Annotated in this window: 11 protein-coding genes; 5 read left to right on the top strand and 6 right to left on the bottom strand. The window is 60.1% G+C overall.

Annotated features, from left to right (window positions below; all coding sequences use genetic code 11):
* Window positions 1-23: 23 nt before the first annotated feature.
* The gene (locus GSF67_RS09475; protein ID WP_035214621.1) at window positions 24-884 is read right to left on the bottom strand and encodes an alpha/beta fold hydrolase; all 861 of its coding nucleotides are present in this window, start codon (window positions 882-884) and stop codon (window positions 24-26) included.
* Window positions 881-1807: a choline ABC transporter substrate-binding protein gene (locus tag GSF67_RS09470; RefSeq protein ID WP_006310412.1), complete on the bottom strand. Its 927-nt coding sequence runs from the start codon at window positions 1805-1807 to the stop codon at window positions 881-883. The genes GSF67_RS09475 and GSF67_RS09470 overlap by 4 nt, the downstream gene beginning before the upstream one ends.
* A 110-nt stretch (window positions 1808-1917) precedes the next feature.
* Here GSF67_RS09470 and betI point away from each other — a divergent pair, with 110 nt between their 5' ends.
* Window positions 1918-2511, top strand: a complete 594-nt coding sequence (gene betI, locus GSF67_RS09465) for a transcriptional regulator BetI (RefSeq protein WP_035214645.1) — start codon at window positions 1918-1920, stop codon at window positions 2509-2511.
* Window positions 2512-2707: 196 nt separating this feature from the next.
* Here the strand turns inward: betI and GSF67_RS09460 are convergent, their stop codons facing one another.
* From GSF67_RS09460 to GSF67_RS09450, 3 genes are all read right to left on the bottom strand, one after another.
* Window positions 2708-3520 carry a glycosyltransferase family 25 protein gene (locus GSF67_RS09460; RefSeq protein WP_006310409.1) on the bottom strand — a complete coding sequence of 271 codons (813 nt, stop codon included), beginning with the start codon at window positions 3518-3520 and terminating at the stop codon, window positions 2708-2710.
* 104 nt (window positions 3521-3624) lie between these two features.
* On the bottom strand, window positions 3625-6099 hold the full coding sequence (locus tag GSF67_RS09455) for an ATP-dependent helicase (RefSeq protein WP_035214643.1): 2475 nt from the start codon (window positions 6097-6099) through the stop codon (window positions 3625-3627).
* Between the two features lie 102 nt (window positions 6100-6201).
* On the bottom strand, window positions 6202-6612 hold the full coding sequence (locus GSF67_RS09450; protein ID WP_006310406.1) for a carboxymuconolactone decarboxylase family protein: 411 nt from the start codon (window positions 6610-6612) through the stop codon (window positions 6202-6204).
* A gap of 224 nt (window positions 6613-6836) precedes the next feature.
* Here GSF67_RS09450 and GSF67_RS09445 point away from each other — a divergent pair, with 224 nt between their 5' ends.
* The 4 genes from GSF67_RS09445 (at window position 6837) to GSF67_RS09430 (ending at window position 16468) form a co-directional block, all read left to right on the top strand.
* Window positions 6837-7988: an efflux RND transporter periplasmic adaptor subunit gene (locus GSF67_RS09445; RefSeq protein ID WP_006310405.1), complete on the top strand. Its 1152-nt coding sequence runs from the start codon at window positions 6837-6839 to the stop codon at window positions 7986-7988.
* Complete coding sequence (locus GSF67_RS09440; RefSeq protein WP_006310404.1) at window positions 7985-11131, top strand: efflux RND transporter permease subunit; 3147 nt, start codon at window positions 7985-7987, stop codon at window positions 11129-11131. The genes GSF67_RS09445 and GSF67_RS09440 overlap by 4 nt, the downstream gene beginning before the upstream one ends.
* 128 nt (window positions 11132-11259) lie before the next feature.
* Window positions 11260-12672 (top strand): FAD-binding oxidoreductase, encoded by a 1413-nt coding sequence (locus GSF67_RS09435; RefSeq protein ID WP_006310399.1) that lies wholly within the window; start codon window positions 11260-11262, stop codon window positions 12670-12672.
* A gap of 91 nt (window positions 12673-12763) precedes the next feature.
* Complete coding sequence (locus GSF67_RS09430; protein WP_006310397.1) at window positions 12764-16468, top strand: AsmA-like C-terminal region-containing protein; 3705 nt, start codon at window positions 12764-12766, stop codon at window positions 16466-16468.
* 67 nt (window positions 16469-16535) lie between these two features.
* On the opposite strand, the gene GSF67_RS09425 is transcribed toward GSF67_RS09430, so the two are convergent.
* Window positions 16536-17474, bottom strand: a complete 939-nt coding sequence (locus GSF67_RS09425; RefSeq protein WP_006314745.1) for an IS110 family transposase — start codon at window positions 17472-17474, stop codon at window positions 16536-16538.
* Window positions 17475-17842: the final 368 nt, after the last annotated feature.

Here is a 17842-nt window from a genome sequence, read left to right as displayed (position 1 = left end):
TTTGCCGAATTCATGCGGATGTGTCAGCGCTTGTCGGCGGCAGTCTCGACACGGACAGGGCTCGCATCCGTCATCACTTCGGCAAAGAATTCGGTGACCAAGGTGGAAACACCTTGCGGATTTTCCCAGTGCGGATTGTGGCCATGGCCCGGCATCGTTACGGTTTGCGCCAGGGGGAGAGCCTCGAAGAGTTGCTGGCGATGGGATTCATCGAATAGAGGGTCTTCAGAACCGGCTAGGCAAAGCACGGGCGCATTTATTTTCGACGCGCTGTAATGCAGATCAGTTTCCGCAAAAGCTTTAAGAACGCCATGCCAGGTTGTGGCCGCCATATTTGCCGCGTCGCGTTTCATTCGAAACAGGAATTCCTCGTTGACCGGTCGACTGCAGGAATACCAGTCATGCAGGAAACCGCCTGCCGGTTTGATCGGATCGCGCAGCGCCAGGATATCCCTGGCAAGTTTGCTTTCGGTGCCGAAATCGGGCTCCAGCGTCCCTGAGATGAGCGCAAGCCCTCGAACGGAAGAGGACCGCCGGGCGGCCAGTTCGATTGCCGTCATGGCACCCATGGAGTGGCCAAGCACAAAGAACCGCGAGACGCCCATAAGCGTCAGAAAGCGGTCAATCGTTTCAGCGAAGTCTGCGACATGAAAACCGTGTCCTACGGACGATGCGCCGTGACCAGGCAGGTCAGGAGCAATCAGCCGATATTCCTGGAAATAAGGTTCGATAATGGAAAAGCTGCGGCTGGTGTCGGAAAACCCGTGAAGCATCAGTAGCACCGGCCCGGGACCGCCAGTGTCTATAAAAGCCATTTGGCGCTTGCGCGGCAATTCGACAAAACGCTTGCGCTTTTCCCAATTGTCCAAAGATGGAGCTGTCATAGGTCGAGCGCCGCCTTGACGGTCGCCAGACCATTCTGGCCGTCGAGTGCGAAGACGTCTTTCAACCATGTTTCAAGCCGGTGTGGCTCGGCCTTGATCGCCTGCGCTGCGGCATCTTCCGGCGACAGGCCGCCGTTCATGATGAGATCCATGCCCTTGTTTTCGAATTCGACATCGAATTCAAGGTTCTGGAGCAGTTTTGCGACGTTCGGGCACTCCTGCAGGTAGCCTCGACGGACCTGGGTATCGACAGTGGCCGCGCCGAAATCGGGTCCATAAAATTTATCGCCGCCCGTCAGATATTTGATGTCGAATTTGGCGTTCATGGGATGCGGCGCCCATCCCTGGAAGACGATGAACGTCTTGTTGCGGTTAAAGCGCGCGACCTGGGAAAGCATGCCCTGTTCGCTGGATTCGACGACTTCCCAGTCCTTCAGCCCAAGCGCCGGATCTTTGACGGCATCCAGCATCAGCTGGTTCGAGCCGGGCTCAATGCCGTAGAGTTTTCTGTCGAACTTGTCGGCAAATTTCTGAAGGTCGGAAAAGTCCTTCACGCCGGCCTCCCAGACGTAGGTCGGCACGGCAAAGGTGTATTTGGCTCCCACGAGGTTGGTCCGGACCTTTTCGACCGATCCATCCTCTTTATAGGGCTTGTAATAGTTCACCATCGCCGGGTCCCAATAGCCCATGAAGACGTCCAGGTCCTTGCTCTTCAGGCTGGTGTAGATGACGTCGATCCCGAGCAACAGGCTCTGTGGTTGATAGTGCAGCGATTTCAGAAGGGTCATGGCGATGCCGGTCGTGAATGCGAGATCGTTCCAGCCGGGCTCCGCCATTTTGACCATCTTGCACGCATCGGCATCGGCAGCAAAAGCGGGGCTTTCCCCTGCCAGCACCAACGCCGCTGCTGAAACAACTTTCATCCACTTTCCCATGAGGCAGCCTTTTGTCTTAGTGGTTACTAAATTGACCCATGGGACAATAATTGATCTTTTGGGGAAATTTGTCAATGTGTCTCTGCAAGGAGACTGAAATGCGACTCACTAAAATAAGCGATATTCGTCGGGCCGAGCTGAGACGTGCAGCATTCGAAGTGTTGCAGAGAGAGGGCATGGCCGGGGCAACGCTCGAAAGGGTGGCTGCACAGGCGGGCGCCTCCAAAGGCATCGTGCTGCATTATTTTGCAAGCAAGCAGGAGCTGTTCGAACATGCGATGCGTGAAGCCAATGTGAAACTGGCGGAGGTTGTTGTGGCGAGGCTTAATCGCGCCACGAGCCCGCGGGAGAGACTGGAGGCAATTATCGAGGCCAACTTCGACGAGAGCTTCTTTCAGCCATCGATCTGTCATGCCTGGCTTTCGCTATGCGCGGAGGTTCCGCGTGAGCCGCAGCTTGCGCGAATTCAGAAGGTCATCCATGCGCGCATGCGCTCCAATCTGTTCTCTGCCTTGCGGCATCTCGTGCCGAAAGGGGACTGTGAACCCATTGCACTGGGCATTACCACATTGATCGACGGGCTATGGCTGCGGTCGGGGCTGCAATCGGGAGGTCTGTCGAGGGAAGAGGCGTTGGCGCAAATGCGCGACTACCTGTTACACCGATTGCCAAGTCCGGAGGCCGCCGCTTGATGGCTTGGGCCAGTGACGACGAGGGCTGAACCATGGAACCAGGTTCTTCCTGCCGCATTATTCCACCATGAAGAAAACGACCCGCAAACCATTGAACAGGATGACGATTTTCGTCATCTCTATTTTCATTCTCGCAGCCGTGATCGCGGCCGTCTATCTCGTCGGCTTCACGCCCGGCGAGGTATGAGCCGGACGTTCATCTGCCGGCCTGAACAGCTTTGGGTTTGCCGCGTTCCATGGCCACTTTCGCCTTTGCCACCAGGAAGCGCAGGCCGCGCAGCAGAAACCGGCTGGTTTCCAGATAGGCGCGATAGGGCAGAACGGTGAAGTACCGCCAGCGCGGCAGGCGGTAGATGCGCAGATTGTTCTGGATCTGGCTTTCGCCGTCTGCATCCTGTGTGGCGCAGAGTGGATAGATGAAGGCCGCCTTTAGGCCGGAGAGATATTCCAGATCGAAGGCGATGTCGTAGGCGAGCCGCATGGGGATAAGTTTCGATATCCATTTTCCGGCGCGGCGGTTGACGAGATAGGCGCCCGATCCTTTTTCGCGGGTGAGCGCCACTGCGAGCGATCGGCCATTGGACAGGGCGCGGAATGCAAATTTGCGGCCGTTGCTGACCGTCGTCAGCCGCAGAATATCCCAGTCGTTACCGTTTAGAACCGCTTCATCAATGGCATCAAGAAAATCGTCCTCGAAGACCACGTCGTCCTCAAGGATGAGCGCGATATCGGCATCACCAGTCATGAATTTATTGGCGCAGGCGACATGGCTGAGATAGCAGCCGATTTCCGGCGGCGAGGTGCGGCGGCCATGCATAAGCATATAGGAAATTTCGCTGAATTCCGGGATCGGATATTGCAGCTCCCTGCCATTGACGCCGGCAACGCGCTCCGCCTTTAGCCCCATCGCATCGAGGCGGGCGTTCATGTCGGTCAGGCGCTTTGTAGCGCTATCCATGTTGATCAGGAAAATGGCAAGCTTTCGCTGGCTTTTCGGCAATATGTGCAAAGCAGTCCCGTCCCGGTTTTCAGTTCGCCTTTGCAACTCCTTTATTGCAATGGCGTGACATCGGCTATGGGAAAAGCGCTCTCCAGGCACTCATGGTTGTCGGATCAAACCTTTTCCACAAATCCATCCAGCACGCGCTTTTCGCCGGCACGGTCGAAGTTGATGGTCAATTTATTGCCTTCGATCGCGGAAATATTGCCATTGCCGAATTTGAGGTGGAAAACACGGTCGCCGACGAAGAATTTCGAGGGCTTGTCAGCCACGGATTTCGCCACCAGTTCGCCGTCGATGGTGCGGGTGCGCGGGCCGCTTTCGCCGTAACCGATGCGCTCCACCGCATGGCCGGAGCGTGTGCCCCAATTGTCGCGGGTGGCGTCGCTGCGGTTCTGCTGGGCGCGTTTCCAGCCGGGGGTGGAGTAATTGTTGGTGAAGGGATCGGCCTTGTCGAAACGGGACTGGCCGTAACCGCCGCGTCCGCCATAACCGCCATAATTGCTGTCGGAAGCCGCGACATCCACATGGGCGGGCGGCAGTTCGTCGAGGAAACGCGAGGGCAGGGTGGATTGCCACAGCCCGTGAATGCGCCGGTTCGAGACGAACCAGATATGGCAGAGCTTCTTGGCGCGGGTGATGCCGACATAAGCCAGACGACGTTCTTCCTCCAGACCGGAGCGACCGCCTTCGTCCAGCGCCCGCTGGTGGGGAAACAGGCCTTCTTCCCAACCGGGCAGGAAGACGGTGTCGAATTCCAGACCCTTGGCGGAATGCAGCGTCATGATGGAGACGGCATCCAGCTCGGCATTCTGTTCCGCATCCATAACCAGGGCGACGTGTTCCAGAAATCCACGCATGCTTTCGAAGGATTCCATCGAGCGGATGAGTTCCTTCAGGTTCTCAAGCCGTCCCGGTGCTTCGGCCGTCTTGTCGGCCTGCCACATGGCGGTATAGCCGCTTTCGTCGAGAATCTGTTCGGCAAGCGTGGTGTGTTCGGTGTTTTCCAGCAGGCCCTGCCAGCGGCGGAAATCCTGCACCACATCGAACAGCGCCTTGCGCGCTTTCGGCTTCAACTCGTCGGTCTCGATGATGTCGGCGGCGGCTGCCAGCATCGGGATATCGCGGGCGCGGGCATAGTCGTGCAGGTTACGGATCGTCGTATCGCCCAGGCCACGCTTTGGCGTATTGACGATCCGCTCGAAGGCGAGATCGTCGGCCGGTTGGCAGACCAGCCGGAAATAGGCCATGGCATCGCGGATTTCGAGGCGCTCATAAAAGCGCGGGCCGCCGATGACGCGGTAATTGAGGCCAAGCGTCACGAACCGGTCTTCGAATTCGCGCATCTGGAAGGAAGCGCGAACGAGGATGGCCATGTCGTTCAGCTTGTGGTTCTTGCGCTGGAGTTGCTCGATTTCCTCGCCGACCGCGCGGGCTTCCTCTTCGGAATCCCAGGCGGCGTGCACCACGACCTTCTCGTCGTCCGGACTGCTGCGCTCGGTAAACAGCGTCTTGCCGAGACGGCCCTCGTTGTGGGCGATCAGATGGCCGGCAGCGCCGAGAATATGTTCGGTGGAACGGTAGTTACGCTCAAGCTTGATGACCTTGGCACCGGGAAAATCCTTGTCGAAGCGCAGGATATTGTCCACTTCCGCGCCGCGCCAGCCATAGATCGACTGGTCGTCGTCACCGACGCAGCAGACGTTTTGCGGTTCGTCCTTGGCGCGCTGGGCGAGAAGCCGCAGCCACATATATTGCGCCGTGTTGGTGTCCTGATATTCGTCCACCAGAATATAACGGAACTTCTGGTGATACTCTTTCAGAATATCCGTGTGGCGGCGGAAGATGCTGATCGGGTGCAGCAGAAGATCGCCGAAATCGCAGGCGTTCAGCGTTTTCAGCCGGTTCTGATAGGCGGTGTAAAGTTCACGGCCCTTGCCGTTGGCGAAAGCGCGGCTGTCTCCTTCGGGAATATCCGGCGGCGTCAGGCCCTTGTTCTTCCAGCCGTCGATCATGCCGGCGAACTGTTTTGCCGGCCAGCGCTTGTCATCAAGACCTTCGGCCTGAATGAGCTGCTTGATCAGCCGCACCACGTCATCCGTATCGAGAATGGTGAAATCCGATTTCAGGCCCATGAGCTCGGCATGGCGGCGCAGAAGCTTGACGCCGATGGAGTGGAAGGTGCCAAGCCACGGCATGCCCTCGACAGCGCCGCCGACGAGGACGCCGATACGTTCCTTCATCTCGCGGGCCGCCTTGTTGGTGAAGGTCACGGCAAGGATCTGGCTTGGATAGGCGCGGCCGGTGGCGAGAATATGGGCGATGCGGGTCGTCAGAACGCGGGTCTTGCCGGTGCCGGCGCCGGCGAGAACGAGAACCGGTCCGTCAAGCGTTTCGACGGCCTCGCGCTGTTCCGGGTTGAGGCCGGAAAGATAATCGTGTGCCGGCCGCGTCTGGTCGCGCGCCGCCATGGCGCGGGCGGCAATGCCAAGCCCGCCGCCGTTTTCCGAAGGGGCATTGTTGGTCGCCCTGCGCGGTGCCACGGGTTCTTCATCGAAGAACGGCATATCGTCGAAACTGTTGCTCATGCGGCCCAATGTAGTGATTCGGGATATAAAGGCCAGAACCGCGTTCTGCTTTTATTCCGGTATCGTCGGTCAAAACGCCTATTCCAAGGCATTTTTTCGGGTTCATGCCTGCCTGTCAGCATCAAAAGCGGTATCCACCGGTACTTGCAGCGCCACTGCGAGATGGTTGGTCTTGGCAGCGAGCGCGATCACCCGCATCAGATCGGCATGCTGTTCATTCGTCATGCCCTTGGCTTTTGCGGCCGCCGTGTGGGAATGGGCGCAATAGGAGCAGCCATTGGTCACCGACACCGCAATATAAAGCATTTCCTTCACCAGTGGATCGAGCGCCGAGGGTGTCGCCATCACCGCCTTCACCTCTGCCCAGGTCTTTTCCAGGAGATCGGGGTCGAAGGCGAGGTAAAGCCACATATTGTTGATGAAATCCGATTTGCGGGTGGCGCGGATATCATCGAACACCGCTTTTACGCGCGGATCGGCTTCGGGATTTTGTGTTTTCGTGACGGTGCTCATGGTTTCCTCCGGCTCATTTCCTGCCGGCAGATTACCGCGCTTCGGAATATTTGCGATAAAAATGGCCTTCTTGGTGCGTCCGACGAGAATTCATCACAAATTACAATTACGTAAGAAACGGATTTGTGCGTTGCCTCGTTTCAGACGAGCGGGAATACTGCTCATGTCCCGAAGTCGGCGCTTCAGGGGCTGTTTTATGCTGCGATGATTAACCGGAGAACTATATGCGGGTCTGGAAACAGGTGGGTGTCAGTCTGGCCGTGGTGGGGGCAGGGCTCTGTCTCTGGGGTTTTTATTCGCCTGACGCCCGTAATGTGCTTGCCAGTATCGGGATAGGCATTGTGCCGGCGCCGGCTGTCGAAGTCGCTGCGGCTGGTCCGTCGGCGGGTCAGAACGCCGGTGGCAACCGCCGCAATGGCAACGCTACCCTTGTTGTGACGGCTCCGGCGAAAAAAGGCATTGTCAATGACCGGCTGAACGCCATCGGCAATGGTCAGGCGATCCAGTCGGTCGTGGTCATGCCGCAGGTCTCCGGCACGCTTTCGGAAATCCGCACGGCTGCCGGCGCGCGTGTCGTGAAGGGACAGGTACTCGCCCGGCTCGATGATGAAGAGCAGGTGATCGAGCGCGACAAGGCGCAGGTCGCGTTGCGCAGCGCCATTGAAAAATCCAGTTCCTACAAGAACCTGAAATCTTTCTCCCGCCTTGACGTGATGGATGCGCAGATCGCCGAAGAGGCCGCCAAGCTGGCGCTCAGCACGGCCGAACTGAATTTGAAGCGGCGCGATATCGTCGCCCCCATCGAAGGCGTGGCCGGTATCGTCGCCGCCAATGTCGGCGACAACGTCACCACGCAATCGACCATCGTCAGCATCGACGATCGTTCTGAAATTCTCGTCAATTTCTGGGCGCCTGAGCGTTTCGCAACCGCAATTAAAGTCGGTATGCCGGTGGAGGCGACATCCATTTCCCGCCCCGGCGAGACATTTACCGGCGAGATCGAGGCTGTCGACAACCGCGTCGACGAGGCCAGCCGCACCATCCGCATCCGGGCGAAGTTCGGCAACGAGAAGGACGAGCTGAGGGCCGGCATGTCCTTCGGCGTCACCATGCGTTTTGCCGGCGAGACCTATGCCTCTGTCGATCCGCTCGCCGTGCAATGGGATGCGGAAGGCTCCTATGTCTGGCGTGTCACCGACAATAAATCCAACAAGGTGCGGGTGCAGATCGTGCAGCGCAACCCGGATGCCGTTCTCGTGAAGGCCGAACTGGCCGAGGGTGAGCCTGTCGTGATCGAGGGTCTGCAGCGCGTCAGAGAAGGTGGCGCAGTGCGTGTCGGCAATCAGACGAAGCCCGAGGAGGTCGCCAGCCAATGACGCAACCGTCTTCCGGTCAGGATTCCAAACTCGCCTTTACCGCGCTCTTCGTGCGCAGGCCTATTCTGGCGGCGGTTCTCAACACGCTGCTGGTCGTCGCCGGCCTTGCGGCGCTGGTTGGCGTCGAAGTGCGCGAATTGCCCGATGTCGACCGTCCGTCGATCAGCGTCAGGACCACCTATGAGGGGGCGGCGCCGGAAACGATTGACCAGGAAGTAACGCAGACCATCGAAGGCGCCGTGGCGCGTGTCAGCGGCATCAAATCGATCGCTTCCAGCTCGCAATTCGGAACCAGCCGCGTGACGATGGAGTTCAGCGACAATGTCGACATGGCCGTTGCCGCCAATGACGTGCGCGACGCCATCGGCCGCGTGACCAATCAGCTGCCCGACGATGCCGACGAACCCCAGATCATCAAGGCGGATTCCGACAGCCAGCCGATCATGCGCCTTGCCGTCACATCCTCCACGCTCAGCATGGAAGATTTGACCAAGCTGGTGGATGACGAGATCATCGACCGCCTGGCCGCTGTCGATGGTGTGGCGGATGTCGAGCTTTACGGCGATCAGGAAAAGGTTTTTCGCGTCGATCTCAATCAGGCTGCTCTTGCCAGCCGTGGTCTGACCGTCACCGATGTTTCCAATGCGCTTGCCAGCGCCGCACTCGACGTGCCGGCGGGATCGCTGAAAAGCACGACGCAGGACATTGTCGTGCGCGCCACGGCCAGTCTGACGAAGCCGGAGGATTTTTCCAACCTTCTCATCAAGGACAATATCCGCCTGCGGGATGTGGCGACCGTCATGCTCGGCGCTGACGATCAATCCACCTCGTTGCGCTCCAATGGGGTGCAGGGTGTCGGTCTCGGCGTCATCCGTCAGGCGCAGTCCAACACGCTCAATATTTCAACGGGTGTGAAGGCCGCCGTCGATGCCATGTCCGCCAATCTGCCTGAGGGCACGCGTATTGTCGTCACCAGCGATGACGCCGTCTTCATCGAAGGCGCGCTGCACGAGGTCGAACTGGCGCTCGGGCTCTCCGCGCTCATCGTGGTCGTCGTGCTCTATCTCTTTTTCCGCGACTGGCGGGCGACCCTCATTCCGGCGATCACCATGCCGGTGGCGCTGATCGGCACCATCGTCGCCATCTATATGGTTGGCTTCTCGGTCAATATCCTGACGCTGCTTGCCATCGTTCTGGCGACGGGTCTTGTTGTCGATGACGCCATCGTGGTGCTGGAAAATATCGTGCGCCGCCGGGCGGAAGGCATGGGGCCGCGCGCGGCTGCCGTTCTCGGCACGCAGGAAGTCTTCTTCGCCGTTATTGCAACGACGGCGACGCTTGCCGCCGTGTTCATTCCACTGTCGTTCCTGCCGGGCCAGCTTGGCGGCCTGTTCCGTGAATTCGGCTTCGTGCTGGCCTTTGCCGTCGGCCTGTCCTCGGTGACGGCGCTGACGCTTTGCCCGATGCTGGCCTCACGCATGCTGAAACAGGGGCTGAAGGAACCGACGGGGCCGCTCGCCTGGTTCGGCAATGTCTTCGCCTCCACTTACAAGACGACGCTTGCCGCCTGCCTCAACAATCCGCTGATCGTCATCGTCGTGGCGCTGATCTTCTCGGGCCTGTCGTGGATCGCTTTCGGCATGATCCAGAACGAACTGACGCCACGCGAGGACCGCGCCTCGGTCATGATGCGGGTCACCGCGCCGCAGGGCGTCAGCCTTGAATATACGCGCGACCAGTTGCAACGGATCGAAGAAAATCTGAAGCCGCTGCGTGACAGTGGCGAAATCCGCAATGTCTATTCCATCACCGGCATGAACGGTTCTTCCAATACCGGCTTCATGGTGCTGACGCTCGCCCCATGGGCGGATCGCGAGCGCACCCAGAACCAGATCGCGGCTGACGTCACCTCCGCTGCCAACAAGGTTCCGGCTTTGCGCGGCAATGCCATGCAGCCGAACAGTCTGCGCATTCGCGGCGCCGGCAACGGCCTGCAGATGGCGATGGTCGGCAGCAACTATCCGGCGCTGACAGAGGCGACGCAGAAACTGCTGCTTTCCATGGAGGAAAGCGGCCTATTCGATACGCCGCGTTTGGACAACGAGCCCAATCAGGCCCAGCTTTCCGTCTCCATCGACCGCGAGCGCGCCTCCGATCTCGGTATCGACATCACCGGCCTCTCGCGTTCGATGCAGTCGCTGCTGGAAGGTCGCTCGATCGTTGATGTCTTCGTGGATGGCGATGCTATCCCGGTCAGGCTCCTGTCTTCTACCCGGCCGATCAACGATCCGACCGATCTGGAAAACGTCTTCCTGAAAACGGGCGACGGTAAGATCGTGCCGATGTCGGTCATCGCCACGCTCAAGGAAAATGCGGTTGCGCCGCAGTTGAACCGCGAGCAGCAGCTTCCTTCCGTCGGTTTCACCGCCAACCTCAAAGACGGTGTGTCGCTCGGTCAGGCCATGGAGAAGGTGAACGAACTGGCGCAATCCGTGATGCCATCAGGCGCGCGTCTGCTGCCGCTGGGTGAAGCGGCGACGCTGGAAGAAAATTCGAGCGGCATGTTGCTGACCTTCGGTTTCGCCATCGCCATCATCTTCCTTGTGCTGGCCGCGCAGTTTGAAAGCGTGCTGAGTTCGGTCATCATCATGTCGACGGTGCCGCTCGGTCTCGCCTGCGCCGTCATCGCGCTGCTGGTCACGGGCTCGAGCCTCAACGTCTATAGCCAGATCGGGCTTGTGCTGCTTGTCGGCGTCATGGCCAAGAATGGTATTTTGATTGTCGAGTTCGCCAATCATCTGCGCGATCAGGGTGCGACCGTGCGTGAGGCGATCGAAAAGGCCACCAGCATCCGCCTGCGCCCCGTCATGATGACGATGATCGCCACCATTCTCGGCGGCGTGCCGCTGGTGCTGGCGCAGGGGGCGGGTGCGGAAGCGCGCATCGCACTCGGCTGGGTCATCGTCGGCGGTCTCGGTTTTGCGACGCTGGTGACGCTTTACATCACCCCGGTGTCTTACCTGCTGATCGCCCGCTTCGCCAAACCGCAGGCAGATGAAGAAATTCGCCTTCACCGCGAACTCGAACTTGCCGCCCGCCGCAAAGCGCTGGAGGAAGACAAGCCGTTGCTCGCAGCGGAATAGGGTGGCGCCAAACCGCATCCGGTGCAATCGCGATGCTGGACAAAGCGTTAACCTTATCCCATACCACCTGACGAAATTTCGTAACGGATCGAATCCGTTACGGGCAGATGTTGCGGTGGAGATTGACGATGGCACTGAAGGATGTGGTGGCGGGCAAGCGGAACGAAGAGGGTATCGCGTCTGCGCTCGCGGTGCTGAAGCAGCAGCTGGGCGATAAGCTCCAGACGGGCCAGGCGTTTCGCGAGCAGCATGGCCATACCACCACCTACCTGACCCTGCAGGCGCCCGACGGTGTCGTTTTTGCCGAAAGCGCCGATGATGTGAAGGCCGTGGTGAAGGCCTGCGCACAATACAAGGTGCCGGTCATTCCCTTCGGAACGGGATCTTCGCTCGAAGGGCAGGTCAACGCGCCCAATGGTGGAATCTGCATCGATTTCAGCCGGATGAATCGCATCATTGAGGTGAATGCCGAAGATCTTGACGTGACGGTGGAGCCGGGCGTGACGCGCGAGGACCTGAATGTCTATCTGCGCGATACCGGCCTGTTCTTTCCGATCGATCCCGGCGCCAATGCTTCGATTGGCGGCATGGCCTCGACGCGCGCTTCCGGCACCAATGCCGTGCGATACGGCACGATGAAGGACAATGTTCTGGCCGTCACCGCCGTTGTCGCCAATGGTGAGGAAATCCGCACTGCGCGGCGCGCCCGCAAGTCGTCCGCCGGTTACGACCTGACGCGGCTTTTCGTGGGGGCCGAAGGCACGCTCGGTGTCATCACCTCGGTGACGCTGCGGCTACAGGGCATTCCCGAAAAGATCACCGGCGGTGTCTGCACCTTCGACAGTATCAAGGCGGCCTGCGATGCCGTCATCATGACGATCCAGATGGGCGTTCCGGTCGCCCGCATCGAATTGCTTGACGAGGTGCAGGTGCGCGCCTGCAATGCCTATTCCGGTCTGAACTATGCGGAAAAGCCGACACTCTTCGTGGAGTTCCATGGCACCGAGGAGACGGCGGCGCTGCAATCGCAGCAGTTCGCCGAGATTGCAGCCGAATGCGGCAGCGTCGATTTCCGCTGGACGGGCGATGCGGCGGAGCGCAACAAGCTGTGGAAGGCGCGCCACGACGCCTATTGGGCGTCGCGGGCGCTGGCACCACATCTCGACGGGCTTTCCACCGATGTCTGCGTGCCGATTTCACGGCTGGCCGATTGCGTCGTGGAAACGCAGCGGGATATTGCCGAGAACGGCTTTCTGGCGCCGATCGTCGGCCATGCGGGTGATGGGAACTTCCATGTGCTTATTCTGTTTGATGGCAAGGACGCCGAAAGCGTTGCGAAAACAGAGGCCTTTGTTGCCCGTCTCAACCGCCGCGCCATTGCCATGGACGGCACATGCACCGGCGAACATGGCATTGGCCAGGGCAAGATGAGTTTTCTTGCCGAAGAGGCAGGAAATGCACTGGATCTCATGCGCGCCATCAAAACGTCGCTCGACCCCGATAACATCTTCAATCCGGGCAAATTGTTTCGGCTTGTCTGATCGTTCTCATATTTGATTGGTACAAAAGGCTGCTTGCCGTTAAGGCAGAAAAGAATAGGTTTGCAGCGTTCGCGAAGGGAGATGCAGGTCAGTGCTCGGGCGTATTCTGGTTTTTCTGGGCGGACTGCTGGCCTTGGTGCTGTTTTCAGCGCTGCTCATTCCCTATTTCGTCGACTGGACGGATTTCCGCCGCGATTTCGAAGACCAGGCAAGCCGCATTCTCGGCAAGAAGGTGGTGGTGCACGGCCGCGTCGAAGCCCGGCTGCTGCCTTTCCCTTCGGTGACGCTGCATGATGTGCGCGCAGGAACCGATGCCGATGGATCTCCGCTCATCCAGGTCGCGCGGTTTTCCATGGATGCCGAGTTGGCGCCGTTCCTTTCGGGCGAAGCGCGCATCTTCGACATGCGCATTGAGGAACCCAAGGCGAAGATCCGGCTTTTGAAGGACGGCACGCTGGACTGGATGCGCGGCAGCCGGGCGGAAATTCCCGCCCGCACCGTGGTTCTGGAAAGCGTGCAGATCGAAGGCGGGCAGATCGAATTCATCGATGAGCAGTCCGGGCGCAACCGTGTCGTGACCGGCCTCAATGCCGACATGTCCGCCAATTCGCTGGCCGGACCCTGGAAAGCCGAAGGACGTGCCGCCGTCGATGGTCATCCTGGCTCCTTCTCGCTTTCGAGCAGCGAGCCGGACTACGCCAACGGCCGTATGGGGCTGAGGCTCCGTCTCGTGCCCGATGAACATCCTGTCGAAGTTGATCTCGATGGCGCGATTGCGGCGACGGCGGGGAAACCCGCCTATAGCGGCTCCTTCTCCTTCAGCTTCCGGGAAGATGAAAAGCAGAAGCAGCCGGCGGGGCAATCCCTCTTTTCCTCGCCGCGCACGCGCGGCAGTTTCGAACTGACCAATGAAAGCGTGCGTATCCCGAGCTATCGCATGGAGCTTGGCGGCAGCGAAAATCCCTATGTGGTGACCGGTGAGGCGACGCTGGATACCGGCGCCAAGCCGGAATTCCTGCTCACCGCAGATGGCCAGCAGATCGATGTCGCCCGCTTTGCGCCCCCCGTGGTGCAGACGGGCAAGACTTCGCGCCAGCCAACCGTCTCGGTGCGCCAGCGCATCGAAGCCTTTGCCGCCATGGTGGCCCGCATTCCGGTCCCGCCGGTGCCGGGCAAGGCGAGCATCAGCCTTCCCGCGCTCGTTTCCGACGATACGACGATCCGCGACATCAGGCTGGATGTGCGCCCGGACGGCAGCGGCTGGCAGGTGGTGAATGCCGTGGCGACGCTGCCGGGCCGGACGCAGCTCGAAGCCAAGGGATCGCTGACGCTGCTCGGCGGCCCCGCCTTTAACGGCAATCTGCTGCTCGCCTCCAACCAGCCCTCTGGGCTGGCGAACTGGCTTTCCGGCTCGGTCGATCCCGCGATCCGGCAACTTAACGCCGCCGGTTTTTCCGCCGATGTCTCGCTGACGACGCTCAACCAGCGTTTCAACAATCTGGAACTGGCGATTGGCGATGCCTCACTGAAAGGTGAGCTGGAGCGGCGCTCGGACGGCAAGACCTCCAATCTTTCCATCGATCTCGCCGGCAATGAAATCGATCTCGATGCCCTGCGGGCGCTTGGCAGTCTCGCGCTTGGCGATCAGGTCGGAAGCTCGGTTCTCGACCATCGCATCACCGCGAAATTCAAGGCCGACCGGTTCAACATGGCCGGTGTGACCGCCAATCATGTCGAGACCGCCTTCACCATGGCGGGCGGGGTTCTCTCGCTTGAAAACATGACGGCCGGCGATATTGCCGGCGCGGAGGTGAAGGCAAAGGGACAGTTGCAGGGGTCGTTGCTGAAATATGCCGGCAAAGGCACGGTAAACCTGCATGCAGCCGATATGCAGCCGTTCTTCACCATGCTGCAGCAGAAGCTGCCGGACCATCCCTTCCTCAGCCGCCTGGCGGCGAGCGCGCCGTGGTATGCCAATTCCGATCTTGCCATGGACGTCTCCGTCAACAGCGATAATGGCGGCGCGAATGTCGCCGTTTCCGGAACCGTTAATGGCAGCCGTCTGTCGGCTGTCGCCAAGATGCCGGATTTCCTGTCGATCACGGACGATACGGCCATGTCGCTGGAAGCGGTGCTGAAAAACCAGTCGACGGCGATCCTGTTCGGGCAGGCGGGGCTTGATCCGCTGCCCTTCGATGCGGATGGGGAGGGGCTCCTTTCCGTCAAGCTCAATGGCACGCTCGGCTCACCCGCCCAGACCGAACTGCGTTTTTCGACGGAACGCACGCATTTTTCGATGAATGGTTCCTTTGCGGTTGCGGCCGCCAACTTCGGTGAGGGCAGCGCGGATGTGGCGCTCGAAAGCGCCGACATCGAACCCTATCTGATCATGAACGCTGTCGGCCTGCCGCAGCTCGGCGGCGGCATGGCGGTGAAGGCCAATGCCAAGGTAGCAGTGGATGGGCAGAAGATCGCCTTTTCCTCGATCGGCGGGCAGGCGGGTGGCAATCCCTTCTCGGGTAATGTCACGGTCCAGCGTGCCGCGCCTCATCCCGTCACGGGCGATCTTTCGGTCAGAACGGCCGATCTCGCCTGGCTGGGAGACGTGATCTACGGGCCGGTGATCGACCCGGAGACCGGCGCGCTGAATGCAAAGCCTCTTGCCATGCCTGCATTCCCGCAGCTCAAGGCGTCGCTTGCCCTGAAAGCGGAAAGCTTCGAGGCTGGCCCCTTCGGCACGGTCACGGGCGTTTCGGCCAAGCTCACGCATGATGCGGGCAGTCTCTCGCTTGACGACGTTGCCGGCACCTTCATGGGCGGCAAGCTCGCCGGACGGCTTGCCATGTCCACGGGCGAGGGTGCGGGCATTTTCCGCAGCAAGATCGCTGTGACCGACGCCAATCCGGAACCGATCCTATGGGCCAATGCCAACGGGCCTGTGGCGACAGGCCGGGTCGCGATTGATCTCACGGCCGAATCGACCGGCAAAAGTGTCGGCGAAATGCTGAAATCGGCCGGTGGTTCGGGTGAAATCCGGGCGAGCGGGCTTGTGCTGAAGGGACTTAGTCCCGGTGCCCTGCCGCCGATCCTGCAAGCGGCCGATGGTTTGCAGCAGCCAATCGATGCGCCCAAGGTGCGGCCGCTGGTGGATCAGAGCCTGTGGCAGGGTGAAATTGCGCTCGGTGATGTGGCACTGCCATTTTCGCTGAATGGTGGTGCGCTTCATTTCAAGAATTTGCGAGCGGGCATCGATCCGGTGACCCTGACCGCCGATGCGACTGTCGACATTGCCGCTTCGACCGTAAATGGCGACCTCGATCTCCTGTTCAATCCCGGCACCGAAACGGTCGCGGGTGCTGAACCTTCCGTGCGTCTCAACTATAACGGCCCGCTTGCCGCGCCTGCCTTGACGACAGATGTCTCTGCGCTCAGCAATTACCTGTCTCTTCGGGCTTTCGAAAAGGAGCGGCGGCGGGTGGAGGCGATGCAGGCCAGCGTTCTTGAAAAGCAGCGCCTGCGCCGCGAAGTGGCGCTCTACCGCTCCCAGGCGGCAGAACGGCAGGCCGAGAAGGAACGGGCTGAGGCGGAAGCCAAGGCCAAGGCCGAAGAAGAGGCACGTTTGAAAGCCGCGGCCAAAGAGCGCCTGCGCCAGGAAAAGGAACAGCAGGAGCGGTTGCAGCAGCAACAGCAACAACAGCCGGCGCCCGAGCGACAGTCCGCACCGGCTCTGGTGGTTCCGCCGACGGAAGACGCCATCCGGCAGCTGGCGCCGGAAAATGCGCCCGCCACGCCGTAAGCTCAGGGACAGGAAAGCCGGTCGTTCTTCAGTTTCGTTGAAGATCGCGCCAAACTCTCCAACGTCATCAACTCTGTTGTAACAAGTCGTCCCTGAGCCTTGCGTTTATGGTCACGACGATCTTTCGCATGGTTGCGGCGATAGCGACGATGGGCGGTTTTCCGTTTCGGATGAGGCGTTCGTAGAAGGGGGCGAACTGTCCCTTTCCCTGTGCTGCACACATTGCGGGCATGAACAATGCGGTTTTGGCCTGGGGTCTTCCGCCGCGCTGTCGCCGTCGACCTTTGGCGTTTCCGCTTTCGCTGGGATGGGGAGCGGTTCCGGCAAGGGCTGCGGCCTGGCGGCGATGCAGGGAGCCGAGTTCCGGCAGCTGGGCGATCAGGTTTGCAGCGCTTAGGGTTCCGACGCCGCTGACCGTGGTGCAGATACGGATGCGCCTGGCAAGCCTGTCGCTTCTTTCGACGAGCGCTGCGATTTGGCCATCGAGGGCGTCGATCTGGCGCTGGATGGCACCGAGCATGGCCTTGAACGAGGCTGCGATAGCCTTTGCGCCAGGGGCTTTAGAGCGGTTCTGCTCGGCTACCCTGAGCGCCACCAGATCGGTCCTGCGCCGCACCAACACCTGCAATTCCACCTCATCGGCATCCGGCGCATGCCATAGCGGCAACCTCGCCCAACGCTCGCAGCCATAGGCAGCCATCTGTCTGGCGTCGATGGCGTCGCTTTTGCCAAGCGTTCCCAGCGAACGGATATAGGCTTTGAGCTTCATCACATCGGCGCGATGGCAGGCAATGCCCACTTTGAGGCATTCCTCCAGCAGCATGAGCTCGTATCCGCCGGTCGGTTCGCAGATGACGAAATCCGGCCGCATCGTCTTGAGCAGCGCGCGGACGCCGCAGCGGTTGTTGTCGACGGTCAGGATGCGGCTACCCTCGCTGGCGACGAGACTGTCCTTGGCGACATCGACACCGAGGCATCGAAGGGGTGGCGTGTGCAAAAAGTCCATAGGTCTGCTATCCTTTGCAGGCTTCGGATTGTTTGCGGGCGTGGCGATCAGCGGCCCAATCAACTCTCCAAGCGGTGAAGCAAAGGCGGCAGGGAACCTTGATGACGTCGGGCGTGATCCCGATCCTTGGACGGTCGCCCGCCGCCGGGACTGCGGGCTGTGAAGGGCCCGCAGTCCCGCACCGACAATACCCGGAAAGCAACAAACAATCCTTGAGCTTCTCCCTGTTATCTGCAACCGATTGATTTTATTCGACGTGATTAGATTCTCGGCACAGGGCCGAGGATGACGCCGAGGGGGTGTTTACCCGTCCCAACGGGCTTCAGGCGTCACTCAAAATTTAAACCTGATAGCAGTGGCTTTGCCTA

The organism is Agrobacterium sp. CGMCC 11546 (assembly GCF_013365515.1).
Lineage (GTDB): Bacteria > Pseudomonadota > Alphaproteobacteria > Rhizobiales > Rhizobiaceae > Agrobacterium > Agrobacterium fabrum.
The sequence above is the reverse complement of the archived record's forward strand: the minus strand, read 5'-3'. Positions and strand labels throughout refer to the sequence as shown.